The sequence below is a fragment of the Streptomyces sp. NPDC002206 genome (assembly GCF_053593595.1).
Map to the genome: position 1 here is coordinate 43,613 of NZ_JBSFCW010000021.1, position 16,730 is coordinate 60,342.

Sequence of the window (16,730 nt, forward strand, 5' to 3'; positions counted from 1 at the left end):
GGGTCAGACCCGCTCGACCGGTTCGAGCGCCTGAGCTGGGGAGGGTGCCGGCTTGCGTTCGGCAAGCGGTACGACGGGAAGGAGACTCTCCTCGCGCAGGAAGACTTTGCGGACGACACGCTCCGCCGCGTGACCGTCGTCGTAGTCGCAGTATCGTTCGCGGAACCGGCTGCGGAAGGTGGCGGACTTCTCGCTCTGCCACTCGCCGGATCCGAGGATCTCGGTGAGCTGCGCCTGGCTGGTCGCAACGGCGCCGGGAGGCTCGGCCATCAGGTCGAAGTACGTACCGCGGACCGCCTTGTAGGTGTCCCAGTCGTCGGCGAAAATCACGATCGGCCGATCAAGATTCGCATAGTCGAACATTGCTGACGAGTAGTCGGTGATCAGGGCGTCCGAGGCGAGGTACAGGTCCTCGACCCGCTGGTGCGCCGACACGTCGATGATGCGGCCGCTGGTCTGGAGCTCGGCCATCCGCCCGTTCGGCTTGTAGAAGTAGTGGCCGCGCACCAGGAGAGTGACGTCCTCGCCCAGTTCATCGGCCAGCCGCGGAAGGTCGAGCCGCGGGGTGAAGTCCTTCTGGTACTCGCGGTGGGTCGGCATGTAGAGGAAGACGCTGGAGCCGTCCTTCAGGCCGAGCTCGCGGCGAACCCTTGCCACGTCCGCGGCAGTTGAGTTGATCAGGACGTCGTTGCGCGGATAGCCGGTCTCCAGGGAGGTGTACCGGCACGGGTACACCCGCTCCCACACAGTGGTCGAGAACCGGTTGGAGGAGAGACTGTAGTCCCAGCGGTCACAGCGCTTGAGCAGGTCCTCGAAGTCCATGCTGGTGGAGGCCGGAAAGTTCATCTGGTCGAGCCCCATGGTCTTCAACGGGGTGCCGTGATGGGTCTGGAGATGAACCTGGCCCTCGCGCTTGACCACCGCGTTGGCGAAGTTCACGTTGTTGACCAGGTACTTGGCGCGGGCCACCGCCGTCCAGTACGAACGGGAGCCCACGACCGCCACCTCGACGCCCTTGGGCACCCGGCCGACCTGGTCGGCCCTGACCGCCCAGACCCGGCGGATGTGCGGGGCCAGACGGGCCAGTTCGGCGTCGATGGCCGCGGGGTTGCAGGAGTAGCCGCGGCTCCAGTAGGCGGAGAACACCGCCAGGTTGTCGTCCAGTCCCAGCCTCAGCTGGGACTGGTAGAACATCCCCATGGCAGCGCGCTTGGCGCGGATGACGCGTTCGCGGCTGCGAAGGCGGGACCGGTTGCGCAGCCGACGGGCCCGGGTGGCGGCGGCCAGCGCCGGATAGGAGCCCATGCCGAGCAGCGCGTACTTGTAGCCGCGGCCGCCCGAGGGGCGTACGAAGCCGTCCGGCAGTCTGCGTCTGTAGTCCGCGGACGCCCGGTGGAAGAACTCGGACCGTGCGTTGCGCGGCAGCCGGCCCGGCTTCTCCATGATGGTCAGATAGTGGTCGGCCATCTTCCGGAAGACTGCCGTGCGCCAGTGGTCGAGCTCGGGGTGCTTTTCCAGATAGGCGAAAATGCGATCGTACTGGTCGAAGACGTCGAAGTGTTTGCGGCTGACGGTACGGAGGATGTTGCCGCCCTCGCGTCGCTGCCGGTAGAAGACGCACGTGCGGTCGAGCACCGCCAGGCGGTCCGCGGCTATCAGGGTGGAGTACGTCCAGGGGGCGTCCTCGTAATAGCCGGGCGGGAACTGGAAGCCGTGCTGGGTGACGAAGTCGCGTCGGTATGCCTTGTTCCATACGATCTGCAGCAGATCCAGCAGCTCGGGCCGGTCCGCCAACGAGAAGACCGCGGGGCCGGTCTCGGCGAGCAGGTCGGCGCGCTGGTTCGGCAGGCGCCGGCCGTCCCAGTAGCTGCGTGTGTAGTCGAAGATCAGGACGTCGGGGTCGTCCGTCGCGTCGAGCCGCCGGGCGATGGCGCCCAGGGAGCCGGGCGCAAGGGTGTCGTCGCTGTCCAGGAACAGCAGATAGTCACCGGTCGCCTGTTCGATGCCGGCGTTGCGGGCGCGGCCCAGGCCCATATTCTCACCGAGGTGCAGGACGCGCACGCGGGTGTCGCGACGGGCGAACTCGTCCAGGATCTCGCCGGAACTGTCCGGCGAGCAGTCGTCGACGGCGACGATCTCGAAGTCGGTGAAGTCCTGCTGCAGTACGGAGTCGATGCACTCCCGGATGTATCCCTGCACGTTGTAGGCAGGCACGATGAGTGTCAGTCGAGGCATCCTTCACCAGTCCTGAGAGCTGTCGAGGGTCCGTGTGATGGCACCGATTCGTACCGTCGAACGACGGGACGGCGCCGAAGTACCCGGACAGCGTAATTGATCGTCATTGGCTCGTTGTGGCCCTGCGTTGGCCGGGACTTCACCCGGAGGTGTCCGTCCCGGCGCCCCCCTGCGAGGGGGCATATTGAACGATAGTGTCGATTGGTCCTATTTACTCGACTCCATTTTTCCCACACGTAGAGTGAAGCCGACGGTATGACCTCGTACAGGGAGACGCGCAAATGGCCTGGATGGTTACAGGTGGGGCGGGATATATCGGCGCGCATGTCGTGCGTGCGATGCTCGCGGGCGGTCAGTCGGTAGTCGTGTACGACGACCTGTCGACGGGAAACGCCGAGAAGGTTCCCGCCGGGGTGCCCCTGGTGGTCGGCAGCGTGCTCGACCGGCAGCTGCTCGACGCGGCGATCCGTGACCACGGTGTGACAGGCGTGGTGCATGTCGCGGCGAAGAAGCAGGTGGGCGAGTCCGTCGAGCGGCCGCTCCACTACTACCGGGAGAACGTGACCGGGCTGGAGACACTCCTGGAGAGCATGGTCGCGGCGGGCGTCGACCGGCTGGTGTTCTCCTCGTCGGCCGCCGTCTACGGCATGCCGGATGTGGATCTGGTCACGGAGGACACTCCGTGTCTGCCGATGAGCCCGTACGGCGAGACGAAGCTCGTCGGAGAATGGCTGATCCATGCAGCCGCTCGGGCCCACGGACTGCGCTGCGCCTCGCTCCGTTACTTCAATGTCGCGGGTGCCGCATCCCCCGAGCTCGCCGATGCCGGAGTGTTCAATCTCATTCCGATGGTCTTCGAGCGGCTGGCGGCCGGTGAGGGACCGAGGATCTTCGGCGACGACTACGAGACGCCCGACGGCACGTGCATCCGTGACTACATCCATGTGGAGGACATAGCCTCCGCGCACCTTGCGGCCGCGCGCAGGCTCGACGAGGCCGGGAGCGGTACCGACCTCACGCTCAATATCGGCCGCGGTGAGGGCAGTTCCGTGAAGGAGATGGTCGACCGGATCCTCAAGGTGACCGGCCGCGGCGACCTCACCCCGGAGGTGACGGCCCGCCGTCCCGGTGACCCGGCGCGCGTGGTTGCCGGGGCCGACCGGATCCGGACGGAGCTGGGCTGGTCGGCCACGTACGGAGTGGACGAGATGATCGACTCAGCGTGGCAGGGCTGGCTCCACCACCACCCGTAAATCCGTCAACACCCGTAAGCTCCACCACCCGTGACGAAGAGCAACGGCGAAGGGGCCCGCATACCTGCGGGCCCCTTCGCCGTTGTGCCGGTGCGCCGGGCGTTATGCCTCGGGCGTTGCCTTCAGCAGGGACTTCGAAGCCTCCACCGCCGTCGTTTCCTCGGCCACGGCCCCGCGCGGCGCCGGAATCATGGACAGCAGCCGCTGCGCCATGCGCGCACGGTGACCGTCCGCCGTCGCGCAGAGACTGCGTGCCGCCTCGTTGAAGCGCTCCAGCGACGGCGGATCCGAGGGGCCGAGCAGATGAAGCTTCAGCTCAGCACGGCTCCGGGCCAGAGTGTCGTGCTCCGGATTGCGTACGGAGTGCAGCAGCGCCGCCACACCCTCGGCGTCCGGGGTGAGGATCGTCGCCGCGCGGACCGTCGGGAACGCTTCTCGGAAGGCGTCCTCCGGCAGCTCGCTGGTGTTCGCGACGGCGTACGGCTTCTCGCTCGCCAGGTAGTCGGTGACCACGCTCGACACATCGCTGATCAGCAGATCCGCCTGGTTGAAGCAGGCGTACAGCGCCGGCTGCGGGGCCGTGATGATCTGGTGCTCCCAGTCGGGCAGGGATTCCCAGTAGGTCTCTTCCCAGGCGGCGGTGGCCGCGGCGACCGCTTCGGCGCGGCCCGCAACCGGCGCGCTCTGAGCCAGCATCCGCTCCGCGTCGTCCGAACCCTTCCGGAAGGAGGAGGCGGTGATCCGTTCCAGCTCCGTGGTCCGCAGGGCCAGCGCGGCCGCGGCCTCGGGGCCGGGCCGGGAGCCGGTGCGCCGGCGGTTGGCCTCGCGGATCAGCTCCTGCATGCGCTCGTTCGCGGCTCCCGCACGCGGATCGACCGAACCCGTCATCGGGTGCGGCTTGTAGAGGAGCCGTACCCCGGGATCGGCGAGCAGCGCACGGACGATGTTCTCGCCGGCCAGGATCACCGATGTGTTGCCGGGGTTGCCGTCCCAGCCCTCCCAGGTCGGGGCGTAGAGCACGGTGGTGAACGGGCCGGTGGGCGGGCCCGCGTACGGGGCGATCGGCGCCAGCTGGGGGCGGCCGATCTCCACCACGTCACGGTCGTCGATACCGACCTCGGCCTGGGCGTAGCGCTCCCGGGCGGCCGGTCCCGCGACCCAGACCTCGTCGTACGCCTTCGCGTAGGGATTGCAGCTGGAGAGCTTGTCGCTCTCACCGTGGTTGACGAAGGCGTGCTTGATCGTCGGGATGCGCAGGACCTGCGAGGTCTTGCCCGAGTTCGCGGGGTGGATCAGCATCTTGAGCGTCGAGTGCTCGAGACGCATCAGCTGGGCGACCCTGGGGATGCACACGATGGGGATGTCCGTCGCGCCGATCTTCTGCATCATGAAGCGCTCGCGCAGCACGATGAGCGGGCGGCCGTCGGTCCGGGCCAGCGTGTCCAGCCACATATTGGCCTGGTAGGCGGACGAGGAGCCGCCCGAGAAGTACATGCCGACGGTCGGCCGGTACTCGGCGAGCCAGGCGTCGAACCAGGCGAGCACCTCTTCCTGCGAGGCAGGACGGCGACGGGCAAGCCGCCACAGCAGCGTGGCCAGTCCGGCGCAGGCGAGAAGGACCGAAAGCCCGATGCCGGCCGCGGCGAACTCCGGCTCGTCGCTCGCCGCCGTCACCAGCAGACCCGCGGTCGCGGGCAGACCGAACAGCAGCAGCCGCGGTCCGGGCCCGCCCATCAGCAGCGCCGGGGGCGCCGGGGTGATCCGCAGGGCGGAGGCGTCGATGTTGCGCGTGAGCAGGGGCATGGTGCGGCTGGTGCGCACAAGTATCGCCGTGGCGTGGCCGGCGAAGTGGAGCGCGTAGAAGAAGAGCAGCCCGCAGACGAGGGGGAGGTAGGCCGTCTCCTGCTGCCGGCTGTTCAGCTCGAGCACGCCCACGACGAGCAGGAGGTCACGTATGACCTGTCGTATCGTGACATCGGCCCTGACCTTGGTGAACTGCGAGTTCAGGCCTGGCTGCCAGCGGTGCAGGGCGGCTTCTGTCGCGAGACCGGTTGCCGTGGCTGCGATGAGCAGGGGGACGTTCGGAAGAAGCGCGGCGGTGGCCTGGGCGACGAACGACGCGGCCAGCACGAAGATGAAGAAGGGCTTCGCGGCAGGCCGCATAGTGAGGGGAAGAGGTTGCACTCGGGGGACTCCAAGCAGCTCGAGCTCGCGCAGGGCACGTTGCGGCCGGATGGCACGGTGATCGGGCCGACTGGTCAAGCCAGGGCCGGGGCCCCGGAAGTGGGTGTGAACCGCCCCCACCGTAGAGAAGGCACGTCATCCACTTGTGTGGCGCAGGTGAGGACTATGTAACAATATGCAGCTTCGTACAACCATTCTAGATGATGATCGTGCGGCTGTGCACACCCCGTCAGGCAACTGTGAGCGGACAGTTCGCGGGCCGCTCCCTGTAGATGGAGTGCGGACCTGCGCCCGGGGAGGCCCCGGGCGGGCGGGGACGCGGTCGGTGCGGAGAATAATTCCCGCAATCCTCTCTCGCAGTGGAAGAAACGTACGAGACGAGAAAATGTTTTCGAGTGTCAATCGAGCACATCTCGATTCCGTGGGTGCATTCGCGGCAGATCGGACAGTGAATCTCAGTAAAATCGCCCCGAAGGTCGCGGTCGCGACATGACCGGAATCTCACCATCGGGCAGGGAAAATGAAAGCTCTCGTACTTTCCGGTGGGGCCGGCACCCGGCTCCGTCCCATTACGCACACCTCTGCCAAACAACTGGTCCCGGTGGCGAACAAGCCGGTGCTGTTCTACGGCCTGGAAGCCATCGCGGAAGCGGGCATCACCGAGGTCGGCATCATTGTGGGCGACACTGCCGCAGAGATCCGCGCGGCCGTAGGCGACGGTTCCCGGTTCGGCATCGAGGTCACGTACATCCCGCAGGACGAGCCGCTCGGGCTCGCGCACGCGGTGCTGATCGCCCGGCGCTTCCTGGGGGACGACGACTTCGTCATGTACCTCGGTGACAACTTCATCGTCGGCGGGATCGCCGGCCTGGTCGAGGAGTTCCGCGCCGACCGGCCCGATGCGCAGATCCTGCTGACCCGGGTGCCCGACCCGAGCGCCTTCGGTGTCGCCGAACTCGACGGCGACGGCCGGGTGGTGGCGCTGGAGGAGAAACCGAAGGAGCCGAAGAGCGATCTGGCGCTGGTCGGCGTCTATCTCTTCACCCCCGTCATCCATGAGGCGGTGCGCTCCATCACGCCCTCCTGGCGGGGCGAGCTGGAGATCACGCACGCCATCCAGTGGCTGATCGACGAGAAGCACGACGTCCGCTCCACCACGATCCGCGGGTACTGGAAGGACACCGGCAACGTCACCGACATGCTGGAGGTCAACCGGACGGTGCTGGAGACCGTCGAGCCGTCCGTCGAGGGCGCCGATGTCGATGACGAGAGCGAGATCATCGGCCGGGTCCGGATCGAGGCGGGCGCCAAGGTCAGCGGCAGCCGGATCGTCGGCCCCGCGATCATCGGCGCCCGCTCGGTGATCAGTGGCTCATATGTCGGTCCGTTCACCTCGGTCTCGGAGGACTGCCGGATCGAGGACAGCGAGATCGAGTACTCGATCGTCCTGCGGGGCGCCTCGATCGACGGTGTCCGCCGCGTCGAGGCGTCACTCATCGGCCATGACGTCGAAGTGACCCCCGCGCCCCGCTCCCCGTCCGCCCACCGACTCGTGCTCGGCGACCACAGCAAGGTGCAGATCTCCTCATGACCACTCGCATCCTGGTGACCGGCGGGGCCGGCTTCATCGGCTCGCACTACGTCCGTACGGTGCTCGGCCCGCAGGGGCCTGGAGATGTCGCCGTCACCGTGTTCGACAAGCTCACCTATGCGGGCAACCCGGCCAACCTCGACGAGGTCCGGGACCATCCCGGCTTCGCCTTCGTGCAGGGCGACATCTGCGATGCGGAGCCGGTCGCCAAGCTGATGGCCGAGCACGACCAGGTGGTGCACTTCGCCGCCGAGTCCCATGTGGACCGATCCATCGACGGCGGCGCCGAGTTCGTCCGTACGAATGTGATGGGCACTCACACCCTGGTCCACGCCGCGCATCTGGCGGACATCGAGACCTTCGTGCACATCTCCACCGACGAGGTCTACGGCTCGATCGACGAGGGCTCCTGGCCCGAGACCGACCCGCTGGCACCCAACTCGCCGTACTCCGCGGCCAAGGCGTCCAGCGACCTGATCGCCCTCTCGTACCACCGCACCCACGGCCTCGACGTGCGCGTGACCCGCTGCTCCAACAACTACGGGCACCACCACTTCCCCGAGAAGGTCATCCCGCTGTTCGTCACGAACCTGCTGGACGGCAAGCCGGTCCCGCTGTACGGCGACGGCGCCAACGTCCGCGACTGGCTGCACATCGACGACCACGTGCAGGGGATCGAACTGGTCCGCACGAAGGGCGGCGCCGGTGAGGTCTACAACATCGGCGGCGGCACCGAACTGTCCAACAAGGAACTCACCGGCCTGCTGCTGGACGCCTGCAGTGCCGACTGGGAGACCGGCGTCCTTCACGTCGAGGACCGCAGGGGCCACGACCGCCGCTACTCCGTCGACTGCACGAAGATCCGCAACCAGCTCGGCTACGAGCCCCGCAAGGACTTCCGTACCGGTCTCACCGAGACCGTGCAGTGGTACCGCGACAACCGCGCCTGGTGGGAGCCGCTGAAGGACAGGGCCGCGCTGTGAGCCCCGTCTGGCTGGTCACCGGAGCCGCCGGAATGCTCGGCCGGGACGTCCTGGTCCGGCTCGCCGGCGAGTCCGTCACCGCGGTCGCCGCGAACCGCGTTGCCGTCGACATCGCCGACCCCGCCCTGGTGCATGCCGCCCTGCAGTTCCACCGCCCCGCCGTCGTGGTGAACTGCGCCGCATGGACCGCCGTCGACGAGGCCGAGTCCCAGGAGGAGACGGCGCTGCGGGTCAACGGCACGGGCCCCGAGGTTCTCGCCGAGGCCTGCCGTGAGCACGGCGTCGTGCTTCTCCAGGTCTCCACCGACTACGTCTTCGCCGGGGACGCCGTGAAGCCGTACCCGGAGGACGCCGCCGTCGGCCCCCGCAGCGCCTACGGCCGGACCAAACTGGCCGGGGAACGCGCGGTGCTGGACACCCTCCCGGACACCGGTTACGTCGTCCGCACCGCCTGGTTGTACGGCGCGTACGGTCCCAACTTCGTCCGTACGGTGATCAAACTGGAGGGCGTCAAGGATGCCCTCGATGTGGTCGACGACCAGCGTGGGCAGCCCACTTGGACCGTCGATCTGGCCGACCGGCTCGTCCGGCTCGGGCAGGCCGCCCTGGCCGGCACCGTTCCCGCGGGCATCTACCACGGCACCAGCGGCGGGCAGACGACCTGGTTCGGCTTCACCCGGGAGATCTTCCGGCTGCTCGGGGCCGACCCGACGCGTGTCCGCCCCACCACCAGCGACGCCTTCGCCCGGCCGGCACCCCGGCCCGCGTTCAGTGTGCTCGGGCACGACCGCTGGGCGGCGGCCGGGATGGAACCGATCCGCGACTGGCGGGCGGCGCTGGAGGAAGCGTTTCCCGCCCTGCTCGCAGCGGAACGGCGCGGCTCGCAGCGATGACCTCGGCCTCTGAAGCCCGCTGAATTCCGCCGGGGCCGCCCGCACTTCCCGCGCGGTCCCGGCCGGCTCAGCCTCGGGCGCGCAGCTCCGCGTAGTACGCCTGACAGGCCTCGTACGACGGCAGCAGCCCCTGCTCCTCGGCCTCGGCCAGCGAGGGTGCGGCGGCATCCTTGTCGGAGAGGAGCGGCGTGACGCCCTCGGGCCAATCGATGCCCAGCTCGGGGTCGAGCGGATTGATGCCGCGTTCACGGCCGGGCGCGTAGCCCTCGGAACACAGGTAGACGACCGCTGTGTCGTCGGTCAGCGCCATGAAGGAGTGGCCGAGCCCCTCGGCGACGTAGACGGCGTGATGAACCACGTCATCGAGGCGTACCGCTTCCCACTGCTTGTACGTGGGGGAGCCGACCCGGATGTCCACGATGACGTCGAGTACCACGCCCCGTACGCATGTGACGTACTTGGCCTGGCTCGGCGGCACATCGGCGAAGTGGATGCCACGCAGGGTGCCCCGGCTGGAGACCGAGAAGTTGGCCTGTGCCAGCTGCAGACCGTGTCCGGCGGCGTCGTTGAGGTCGGACCTCTTGAACCACTCGTGGAAGCTGCCGCGACTGTCCGGGAAGAGCTTGGGTTCATGCACCCAGGCCCCGGGCAAGGAGAGCTGCCGCATGCGATCACATCCTTGTTCTGGCATTTGAGACAGACCGGAATGGCGAAGTCAATTTAACGGGAATTGTCGCCGTCCATGGCTCCGGTGAATGAGATGTCCCGATGGCCAATTGGATTGATGCGCAATGATCGAGACCGGCTGCGGCGGTACGGAATATGTGAATCATTTGATGTGACTTTCGTTGTCACGCCACATCCACGGGCCGTGCGGTCATTACTCCGTGGCCGGAAGATGGAAAGCGGGAGTCCGATTATCGGGAACGCCTGTTCGGTCCGATGGCCCACCCCGCTCGCGTACCCTGACGGCCAGGCAGACGCAGCCGATGGCGATGAAGACGACGAGGGCAGGAACGTGCACGTGGCAGGGGCAAGGCAGGGCGTGACCGAAGCGCGCAGGATCGTGATCAAGGTCGGTTCCTCGTCCCTGACCACCGCGGCCGGCGGCCTCGACGCCGACCGGGTCGATGCGCTCGTCGATGTCCTCGCCAAGGTCCGGAGCGGCGGGGAGAAGGAGATCGTCCTCGTCTCCTCCGGAGCCATCGCCGCCGGACTCGCCCCGCTCGGCCTGCACCGCCGGCCCCGGGACCTGGCCAGGCAGCAGGCCGCGGCCAGCGTCGGCCAGGGGCTGCTCGTCGCCCGCTACACCGCCTCCTTCGCGCGCTACGGCGTACGCGTCGGCCAGGTGTTGCTCACCAGCAACGACACCAGCCGTCGCGCTCACTACCGCAACGCCTACCGCACCCTCGACCAGCTCCTGGCGATGGGTGCGCTCCCGATCGTCAACGAGAACGACACCGTCGCCACCGACGAGATCCGGTTCGGCGACAACGACCGGCTCGCCGCGCTCGTCGCCCATCTCGTCCGCGCCGATCTGCTGGTCCTCCTCTCGGATGTGGACGGCCTCTACGACGGCGATCCCAGCACCCCCGGCACCTCACGCATCGCCGAAGTGACCGGCCCGGCCGATCTGGCCGATGTCACCATCGGCAGCGCGGGAAAGTCGGGCGTCGGTACCGGCGGCATGGTCACCAAGGTCGAAGCCGCCCGAATCGCCACGGCCGCCGGAGTGCCGGTCGTCCTGACCTCCGCAAGCCGCGCCGCCGACGCCCTCGCCGGCCGCGACACCGGTACGTACTTCCGCCGCACCGGACGTCGTTCGGCGGACCGGCTGCTCTGGCTGGCCCACGCCTCCACCCCGCAGGGGTCGCTGACCCTCGACGACGGGGCGGTGCAGGCCGTCGTCGAACGCCACAGCTCGCTGCTGCCGGCCGGGATCGCCGCCGTCGAGGGCGAATTCACCGCGGGGGACCCGGTGGAACTGCGCGACCTCCAGGGCCGCCCCGTGGCCCGCGGACTCGTGAACTTCGACGCCAAGGAGATTCCGCAGCTGCTCGGCCGGTCCACCCGGGACCTGGCGCGCGAACTCGGCCCGGCGTACGAACGCGAGGTCGTACACAGGGACGATCTGGTCATCCTGCACCGCTGACCGGCCCCCTGAAACGGCTGAAAGTCCGGACTTCGGGCAGAGACCTTCATGAAAACCGCCCCACGCCAGGCCCCGGGCTGGTCAACTTTGTAACGGGGACACAGCGGGGTACAGCACAGCAACGCATTCACAGGAGGCCGCCGGTGAGACGAGCTCGCCCGGGGGCGCCGCCCCGAGGAACGGGTGGCCGCGCCTTGACCAGCGTCGGAGCAGGTGTCGGCTTCGACGAGGTCCGGTCCGTCGACCGGACCGCCGACGGGACCACCACCGACCCCGAGCCGGTGGTGGCGAAGGAGGAACACACCCGGTCGAAGCTGTGGCACATCACGCTCAGCGTCTCGGGTACCGAGACACCGCTGAAGGAGGTCAGACGCGGTCTCGAACAGCTCGCCAACGACCACCCCTTCCTGCTGACCAGCCGGTACGCCAACGACCACGCGGAGATCCGCTACTGGGAAGAGGCGCGGGACCTGCACGACGCGGCGGCGGTCGCACTGCGGCTGTGGGGCGAGCACCGCTCCAGCGCCAAGCTGCCGCCGTGGGAGATCGTCGGCCTGGAGGTCATCGACCGGGAGACGTACCACCAGCGCATCGCCGAGGGATACGGACCGCCCCCGGCGGCCCCGGTCGGTGTGCACCCGTACTGACAGTTCGGCTCCACTTGGGACGGGCGTCTCGCATCACGGGATACCTGCGGGATACCAGCAGTGTGCGCACTACTCTGCGGGCATGACCACGCTTTCGCCGTACGACAACATGTCCCCGGTCGCCCAGGCCGCCTACCGGGCCCGCTCCGCCGCCGCCGATATCGCGCCACTGCCGCGCGCGGCGAAGGACGACGCGCTGCTGGCGATCGCGGACGCGCTGGAAGTGCGGACGGCCGAGATCGTCGCGGCCAACGCCGAGGACGTGGCCCGTGCCCGCGAGGCCGGGACCAGCGAATCGATCGTCGACCGGCTCACCCTCACTCCCGAGCGGATCCGGGCCATTGCCGCCGATGTGCGGGACGTGGCGGCGCTGCCCGACCCGGTTGGCGAAGTGGTGCGCGGCTCCACCCTGCCCAACGGCATCGACCTGCGCCAGGTCCGGGTGCCGCTCGGCGTGGTCGGGATCATCTACGAGGCCCGGCCCAATGTCACCGTGGACGCCGCGGCGCTCTGCCTGAAGTCCGGCAATGCCGTTCTGCTGCGTGGCTCGTCCTCCGCGTACGCCTCCAACACCGCACTCGTCCGGGTGCTGCGCGACGCGGTCGGCGGCTCCGGGCTGCCGGCCGACGCGGTGCAGCTGGTGCCGGGCGAGAACCGTGACTCGGTACGGGAACTGATGCGGGCCCGCGGTCTCGTCGACGTACTGATCCCGCGCGGCGGTGCCTCCCTGATCCGCACGGTCGTCGAGGAGTCCACCGTTCCGGTCATCGAGACCGGTACCGGCAACTGCCATGTGTACGTGGACGCGCAGACCGATCTCGGCATGGCCGTCGACATCCTCATCAACTCCAAGGCCCAGCGGCCGAGTGTCTGCAACGCCGCCGAGACGCTGCTGGTTCACAAGGACATCGCCGCGGAGTTCCTGCCCCGGGCGCTGGACGCGCTGGCCGACGCAGGGGTGACGGTGCACGGCGACGAGCGGGTGCTGGAGTTCGCCGAGGGGTCCAAGGCCACCGTCGTGCCGGCGACGCCGGAGGATTGGGAGACCGAGTACCTCTCGTACGACATCGCGGCCGCCGTCGTCGAATCGCTGGACGCGGCCGTCGCCCACATCCGGCTCTGGTCCTCCGGCCACACCGAGGCGATCGTCACCACGTCGCAGGCTGCCGCCCGCCGGTTCACTCAATTGGTGGATTCCACGACGGTCGCTGTGAACGCGTCCACCCGGTTCACCGACGGGGGGCAGTTCGGGTTCGGTGCGGAGATCGGAATCTCCACCCAGAAACTGCACGCCAGGGGCCCGATGGGCCTGCCGGAGCTGACCTCGACGAAGTACATCGTGACCGGGGACGGTCACGTACGGTGATCTTCGGTGCCCGGCGAGTTTGCAGTCTCCCTGCCCAAAACGACCCGCCGGGGCTACGCTGAAGCTGTGCCGGACGACGTGGGGGGCAGGCCGTTTTCGGACGGCTGGGAGCCCGACGACGACCGCGGGGGCGCGGACGAGGACTTCGCCTCCGTGGTGTTCGACGAGGACTTCGTCCGGGCTGCCGAGTTCCATGAAGCCACCGCGGTCGAGCGGCTGTTGGCGGCCGCCCAGGCGCGTGCCGAGGCCGAGGCCGCCCGGGCCCGCGCCGGCGGAGGCCCGGCCGACGACGAACTGTACGACGACGGATACGGGTCGGGCGGCGCATACGGCCGCGGGAGCCCCTACGGCGACCCGCTGGACCACGACGGGCTCGACGACTACGACAACGGCCCGTACGGGCGCCACGGCGGCTCTCTGCGCCCCTACCGGGGTGCCGCACGGTGGCACCGTCCGGTGGCCTGGCTGCTCGCGCTGCTGATGGGCATCGGCATGGTCGCGCTGGCCTTCAGCGCCGTCTACCGGGGCGCCTCGGCCAACCGTCAGGACCAGATCCCACCACCCGCCACGACCGGCGTGGACAGCGCGCCCGGCTCCGGTGTCGCCCCATCCGCTTCCGCCGACCATTTCCGCCCCGCGGTGTCTGCGGTCCCACGCACGCCCTGATGCGCGGCTGCCCTGGCGTGTGAGGTCTCGCTCCGAGTTCCCACACGCCAGAGCGTTTACGTTCGTGGCAATCGACCTACCCTGAAGGTGTGACCCCTCCTCCCCCGGAGGGGGCTTCTCACCCGTCCGCACATGCGAGCTCGTGACGGACAGGCCCTGCCCGAGGCCCTTTCGGCCGAAGCAGTGCGTAGCGTGTCGGCTTCGGCCGGTGACGTGGAGTCGGGAGAAGTCATGACAGGCCGTGGAGAACCGCCAGAAGGAGCACCCGAGGGGCTCCCCGGCGGTGGTGAGGACGAGTACCGGTCCGTCGTCTTCGACGAGTCGTTCGTCCGTGCTGCCCGGCTCCAGGAATTCTCCGCCCAGGAGCGCATGGGCGAGCACGCCCGCGCTGTACGCAGCCTCCCGGCCCGGCACTTCCGCACCGGAACCCGGGCCGTCATCGCCCTGATCGTCCTGATAGCCCTCGCCTTCGCCACGGCTGTCTACATGGGCCTCAGTAATCCGTACCAGCCACCCGTCGGCAGACGCGCCGAGCCGCTCCGGTCGACCGTCATACCCCTGGCGCCCCGCGGCGCCGTCCCCGGCGGCAAGGCCGCCGACCTCTTCGCCACGAGCCCCGCCGCCCACTTCCGGATAGGTGCCGCAGGCATCAACCTTCCGATGACCCGGCGGACCGAAAATTTCTCGGACAGCCAGGTGACCACCGCCCTGACCACGGTCAAGGACTACCTGGTGGCGTCCTCCCTCGACCCCGACGTCCTCACCGGCGGCTCGGTGCGGCCGGTGGGGCTGCTGCTCGACCCGGACCAGACGAACCAGTTCGACCGGAGCGTGACCCGATCGGCCGACGACGGGCAGCATGCCGCGACCGGCTGGCTGGTGCGGTTCGACCCGGCGAAGGTGGCGCTGGCCGACCCGGACATCCGGGTCCAGGGCACCCTGGCCTACTCCGAGGCGGGGTCCGACACCCTGGAGGTGGTGTCGGACCACACCTTCACGTACGCCCTGCGCCCGGCCGCCTCAGGCCCCCAACAAGCGGGCGGCGTCTCGCTGTTCACCGTACGGCGCGAGCTGCACTTCCGCTTCGACCGGGAGGACCTGCGGCTGCACCGGCTGGAGCTGCGGACCAGCTACGTCCAGGCCGGACCGCAGGCCTGCTCGACGGACACGACCGGCACCCTGCACCCGCTGCTCGCCGGCGAGCGCGCGGCCTCCCGCGGGCCGGCGGGCACCGACCCGTATGCAACGGGCCGGCCCACGGCGGCGCTCTGCGGGACGCTGGAGGTCAGCTCCCGGCCGTCCCGGGCCCCTGAGGGCTCCCCGGGTCCTCCGTCGCCGACTGCCGGGTCGCCCCGGAGTCATCCGTAGCGCCGCCCTTGCCTGCCGCACCACCGCCATGGCTGCCGCCGGTGAACTTGTCGCGGAGCTTGCCGCCCAGGTCCCCGGCGCCGCCGGCTATGTCGCCGACGAGCTTCATCAGCGGGTCCTTGCTGGTGCGCACCGAGTCGGCGTAGTGCGAGGCGGACTCCCGGAACGAGTCCGTCACCGACGTGTCCCTGTCGTCTTCGCGCCGCGGGTAGTGGCCGTCCATGATCCGCTGGTAGTCGCGGCTCTCGGACCACTTCTTCAACTCGGCCGCGCGCACCGTGGTGAACGGGTGGGACCGGGGCAGCACATTGAGGATCTTGAGTACGGAATCGCGCAGGTCGCCACCCTTCTCGTACTCGTCCGCCTGGGCGAGGAAGGCGTCCACATTCATCTCGTGCAGATGATTGCCACCAGCAATCTTCATCAGACCGCGCATGGAGGCCCGCAGATCCTGGCCCACCAGTAGCCCCGCCCGGTCCGCGGACAGCTCCGACTTGCGGAACCACTCGCGCAGCGCCATCACGATCGTCATGATCGCCACATTGCCGAGCGGGATCCAGGCGACCTTCAGAGCGAGATTGGTGAGGAACAGCAGAATCGTGCGGTAGACGGCGTGACCGGAGAGGGCGTGCCCCACCTCATGGCCGACGACCGCCCGCATCTCCTCCTCGTCGAGCAGCTCCACCAGCCCCGTCGTCACCACGATGATCGGCTCGTCGAGACCGATGCACATGGCATTCGGCTGCGGGTCCTGGTTCACATACATCGGCGGGACCTTCTCCAGGTCCAGGATGTAACAGGCGTCGCGCAGCATCTCGTTGAGATGGGCGAACTGGGCGTCACTCACCCGTACGGAGTCGGAGAGGAAGAGCAACCGCAGACTGCGCTCGGGCAGCAGGCCGCTCAGCGCCTTGAACACCGTGTCGAAACCGCTCAGCTTGCGCAGGGCCACCAGAGCCGACCGGTCCGCCGGGTGTTCGTACGCCCGGGACGAGATGCCCGAAAAACGCCTGCGCTGCCTGCTCGGCACGTGCTCGTGACTCGCGTGGCTGTTGTCGGTCATGAACTGGGCCCCCTGTTCGTACGAGACGTCGCTCGCCCCCTGACAAGTCCCAGCGTAGGCGCTGGGGCTACGGTGTGCGGGGGGCTGTGGATAACTGAGGAGACGCCCAACATGCCGCACACCGTTGCTCTGCTCGCCGCCGCATCCGAGGACCAGGGCCCGGGCAACACCCTTCGGATCGTGCTGCTCGCCGCGCTCATCGGCGCGGCGCTGCTCGCCTGGTTCCTGCTGCGCGGATACCGCAACGACGACAACAACGACTGAGTCGGCGTGAGCGTGCCCGGGGCCCCCGCATACGATGTCCGCGACGTCTTCCTTCCGACTCCCGA

The 16,730-nt window shown here is 68.7% G+C and carries 14 protein-coding genes; 10 read left to right on the forward strand and 4 right to left on the reverse strand.

Annotation, left to right across the window (positions count from 1 at the left end; genetic code table 11):
• Positions 1–3 precede the first annotated feature (3 nt).
• Positions 4–2,235, reverse strand: a complete 2,232-nt coding sequence (locus ACWCP8_RS28970; RefSeq protein ID WP_451119047.1) for a bifunctional glycosyltransferase/CDP-glycerol:glycerophosphate glycerophosphotransferase — start codon at positions 2,233–2,235, stop codon at positions 4–6.
• Positions 2,236–2,516: 281 nt separating this feature from the next.
• On the opposite strand from ACWCP8_RS28970, the gene galE reads away from it, so the two are divergent.
• Positions 2,517–3,488 (forward strand): UDP-glucose 4-epimerase GalE, encoded by a 972-nt coding sequence (gene galE, locus ACWCP8_RS28975; protein WP_352262107.1) that lies wholly within the window; start codon positions 2,517–2,519, stop codon positions 3,486–3,488.
• 102 nt (positions 3,489–3,590) lie between these two features.
• Here galE and ACWCP8_RS28980 read toward each other — a convergent pair whose 3' ends face one another.
• On the reverse strand, positions 3,591–5,651 hold the full coding sequence (locus ACWCP8_RS28980) for a hypothetical protein (RefSeq protein WP_451119090.1): 2,061 nt from the start codon (positions 5,649–5,651) through the stop codon (positions 3,591–3,593).
• A gap of 541 nt (positions 5,652–6,192) precedes the next feature.
• Here ACWCP8_RS28980 and ACWCP8_RS28985 point away from each other — a divergent pair.
• The 3 genes from ACWCP8_RS28985 to rfbD are packed head-to-tail and all read left to right on the forward strand — an operon-like array spanning position 6,193 to position 9,139.
• Positions 6,193–7,263 carry a glucose-1-phosphate thymidylyltransferase gene (locus ACWCP8_RS28985; RefSeq protein WP_352262103.1) on the forward strand — a complete coding sequence of 357 codons (1,071 nt, stop codon included), beginning with the start codon at positions 6,193–6,195 and terminating at the stop codon, positions 7,261–7,263.
• The gene (gene rfbB / locus ACWCP8_RS28990) at positions 7,260–8,246 is read left to right on the forward strand and encodes a dTDP-glucose 4,6-dehydratase (RefSeq protein WP_451119050.1); all 987 of its coding nucleotides are present in this window, start codon (positions 7,260–7,262) and stop codon (positions 8,244–8,246) included. Before ACWCP8_RS28985 ends, rfbB begins: the two co-directional genes overlap by 4 nt.
• Entirely contained in the window at positions 8,243–9,139 is an 897-nt protein-coding gene (rfbD, locus tag ACWCP8_RS28995; protein ID WP_451119052.1) for a dTDP-4-dehydrorhamnose reductase, read from the forward strand. The genes rfbB and rfbD overlap by 4 nt, the downstream gene beginning before the upstream one ends.
• Positions 9,140–9,206: 67 nt before the next feature.
• Here rfbD and ACWCP8_RS29000 read toward each other — a convergent pair whose 3' ends face one another.
• Positions 9,207–9,806: a dTDP-4-dehydrorhamnose 3,5-epimerase family protein gene (locus ACWCP8_RS29000; RefSeq protein ID WP_352262097.1), complete on the reverse strand. Its 600-nt coding sequence runs from the start codon at positions 9,804–9,806 to the stop codon at positions 9,207–9,209.
• Between the two features lie 378 nt (positions 9,807–10,184).
• On the opposite strand from ACWCP8_RS29000, the gene proB reads away from it, so the two are divergent.
• The 5 genes from proB (at position 10,185) to ACWCP8_RS29025 (ending at position 15,338) form a co-directional block, all read left to right on the forward strand.
• On the forward strand, positions 10,185–11,291 hold the full coding sequence (proB, locus tag ACWCP8_RS29005) for a glutamate 5-kinase (RefSeq protein WP_352262769.1): 1,107 nt from the start codon (positions 10,185–10,187) through the stop codon (positions 11,289–11,291).
• Positions 11,292–11,434: 143 nt separating this feature from the next.
• Positions 11,435–11,938 carry a hypothetical protein gene (locus ACWCP8_RS29010; protein ID WP_326630404.1) on the forward strand — a complete coding sequence of 168 codons (504 nt, stop codon included), beginning with the start codon at positions 11,435–11,437 and terminating at the stop codon, positions 11,936–11,938.
• An 82-nt stretch (positions 11,939–12,020) separates the two neighbouring features.
• Entirely contained in the window at positions 12,021–13,304 is a 1,284-nt protein-coding gene (locus ACWCP8_RS29015; RefSeq protein WP_329163832.1) for a glutamate-5-semialdehyde dehydrogenase, read from the forward strand.
• A 66-nt stretch (positions 13,305–13,370) separates the two neighbouring features.
• A complete protein-coding gene (locus ACWCP8_RS29020; RefSeq protein WP_451119055.1) occupies positions 13,371–13,970 on the forward strand; it encodes an SCO2584 family spore wall biosynthesis protein in 600 nt (199 codons plus the stop codon).
• 231 nt (positions 13,971–14,201) lie between these two features.
• Positions 14,202–15,338: an SCO2583 family membrane protein gene (locus ACWCP8_RS29025; protein ID WP_451119057.1), complete on the forward strand. Its 1,137-nt coding sequence runs from the start codon at positions 14,202–14,204 to the stop codon at positions 15,336–15,338.
• Here ACWCP8_RS29025 and ACWCP8_RS29030 read toward each other — a convergent pair.
• Positions 15,256–16,401, reverse strand: a complete 1,146-nt coding sequence (locus tag ACWCP8_RS29030) for a M48 family metallopeptidase (protein WP_451119058.1) — start codon at positions 16,399–16,401, stop codon at positions 15,256–15,258. The genes ACWCP8_RS29025 and ACWCP8_RS29030 overlap by 83 nt on opposite strands.
• Positions 16,402–16,512: 111 nt before the next feature.
• On the opposite strand from ACWCP8_RS29030, the gene ACWCP8_RS29035 reads away from it, so the two are divergent.
• A complete protein-coding gene (locus tag ACWCP8_RS29035; RefSeq protein WP_176902209.1) occupies positions 16,513–16,665 on the forward strand; it encodes a hypothetical protein in 153 nt (50 codons plus the stop codon).
• Positions 16,666–16,730: the final 65 nt, after the last annotated feature.

What these genes read in the sequence shown, in the direction of transcription:
- ACWCP8_RS28970 (WP_451119047.1), bottom strand. Translation starts at nt 2,235, where the DNA reads ATGCCTCGACTGACACTCATCGTGCCTGCCTACAACGTGCAGGGATAC.
- galE (WP_352262107.1), top strand. Translation starts at nt 2,517, where the DNA reads ATGGCCTGGATGGTTACAGGTGGGGCGGGATATATCGGCGCGCATGTC.
- ACWCP8_RS28980 (WP_451119090.1), bottom strand. Translation starts at nt 5,651, where the DNA reads ATGCGGCCTGCCGCGAAGCCCTTCTTCATCTTCGTGCTGGCCGCGTCG.
- ACWCP8_RS28985 (WP_352262103.1), top strand. Translation starts at nt 6,193, where the DNA reads ATGAAAGCTCTCGTACTTTCCGGTGGGGCCGGCACCCGGCTCCGTCCC.
- rfbB (WP_451119050.1), top strand. Translation starts at nt 7,260, where the DNA reads ATGACCACTCGCATCCTGGTGACCGGCGGGGCCGGCTTCATCGGCTCG.
- ACWCP8_RS29000 (WP_352262097.1), bottom strand. Translation starts at nt 9,806, where the DNA reads ATGCGGCAGCTCTCCTTGCCCGGGGCCTGGGTGCATGAACCCAAGCTC.
- ACWCP8_RS29015 (WP_329163832.1), top strand. Translation starts at nt 12,021, where the DNA reads ATGACCACGCTTTCGCCGTACGACAACATGTCCCCGGTCGCCCAGGCC.
- ACWCP8_RS29025 (WP_451119057.1), top strand. Translation starts at nt 14,202, where the DNA reads ATGACAGGCCGTGGAGAACCGCCAGAAGGAGCACCCGAGGGGCTCCCC.
- ACWCP8_RS29030 (WP_451119058.1), bottom strand. Translation starts at nt 16,401, where the DNA reads ATGACCGACAACAGCCACGCGAGTCACGAGCACGTGCCGAGCAGGCAG.
- ACWCP8_RS29035 (WP_176902209.1), top strand. Translation starts at nt 16,513, where the DNA reads ATGCCGCACACCGTTGCTCTGCTCGCCGCCGCATCCGAGGACCAGGGC.